Below are 1,482 nucleotides of genomic sequence, written 5' to 3'. Positions count from 1 at the left end.
TCGCGAGTTCGACTTGGGAGAGTGTCCTCCAGGGCCGGCCGGGCTTGATCAGCTCGGTTTTGAACAGGCCGATCGCGGACTCCATGAGGGCGTTGACGCTCCTATAGTTGTCAACTCGCTGTGGGGACGGTCCGTGGTGCGGGTCGGATTAGGTGGTAGACCTCGCGGATGACGTAGCGTTTGAGGCAACGGATGATCTCGCGTTTCGTCTTGCCCTCGGTGGTGCGGCGGGTGACGTAGTCGATCGTCGGTTGGTGGAATCGCATGCGGACGATGACGGTCCGGTAGATCGCGGCGTTGAGCTGGCGGTGGCCGCCGTGGTTGATGCGGTGCCTGCCGCTGGTCATGCCGGAGCCGGTGGGCACAGGAGCGATGCCCGCAAGCTTGGCGAGGGCGGCTTCGGACTTGATGCGTTCAGGGTTGTCGCCGACCACGACGAGGATTTCCGCGGCGGTGTCCACACCGATGCCGAATGGTTCGAGTAGTTGCGGGGCGGCACGGTGGACCAGCTCAGCGATCATTTTCGTCAGTTCCTTGGCCTCGGCGTCGAGGTACTGCCACCGTTTGGCCAGTGTTCGAAGGGCGTGACGCAGTGCGTCCTCGGGGCCCTCCAGATGTCGAGGACGCAGGCCCGCCAGGTGCCGGGCTAGAGCGATTTGAGTTTTGCCCGCGGTCTCGTTGCGTAAGGCATCAGGAGCGTGGACAAGCATCGCTTTCATGGTGACCATCGCCGCTGAGCGCTGTTCGACGGCCTGGTCATGGGCGATCTTGAGCTGCCGGATCATCTCGGCTTCACCGTCGGCGCTCTTGGGCGTGGCTGTCGCGAACCCGGCCAGGACGGCTCGGGCGGCGTTCTCGGCGTCCAGTGTGTCGGACTTGCCGTTCATCCGTCGCAGCCGCCGGTCCGGGCGGCCGGCCTCGACCACCTTGTGCCCGGCCCGTCGAAGGAACGAGGCCAGGGTGGCGCCGTAGGAGCCGGTGCCCTCGATTCCGAAGGCCAGAATCCTGCCGTATGAGCCTGCCCAGTGCAGGAGTTGCTGGAATCCGCCGGTGTCGGTGGGGACCGTCAAGGTCGCCAGGATCCCGCCGATCGTGTCCATCACTGCAGCGACGTGCACATGCTTGTGTGTGTCGACGCCGATCACGACGTGCCCGGACCTGTGCTGCTCGTTGTTATCCACCGCGTTCCCTTCGGTCGGTAGCGTGGGGTGCACGCTGTCGCCGGCCGGAGGGACAGGACTGTCACGGGGACGCTTTGACGAGTTGGCTCCAGGCTCCTATGAGGTCACGTCCGTCCGGCGGCAGCACTTGTTGCGTGCCCGGCCGGACGGTCGACAGATCAACGCCAGGACACCCGTAGGGTCGGTCGTAAGCAAGAGTCAGACCGTCACGGCCGGGACTACCCGATCCTTGCGGGATCCGGTGCGAACAGACTGACAGTCGTAGGCGTCGCCGACCGAGCCGATCGAAGCCGCGATGCCG

Annotated in this window: 1 protein-coding gene; it reads right to left on the bottom strand. The window is 65.3% G+C overall.

Translation table 11 applies throughout. The features are described from left to right. Positions 1-110: 110 nt before the first annotated feature. Positions 111-1,181 (bottom strand): IS110 family RNA-guided transposase, encoded by a 1,071-nt coding sequence (locus ACZ68L_RS46885; RefSeq protein ID WP_469591042.1) that lies wholly within the window; start codon positions 1,179-1,181, stop codon positions 111-113. Positions 1,182-1,482 lie beyond the last annotated feature (301 nt).

Source organism: Streptomyces sp. NPDC104309 (assembly GCF_055584025.1).
This window is presented reverse-complemented; position numbering and strand designations above follow the sequence as displayed.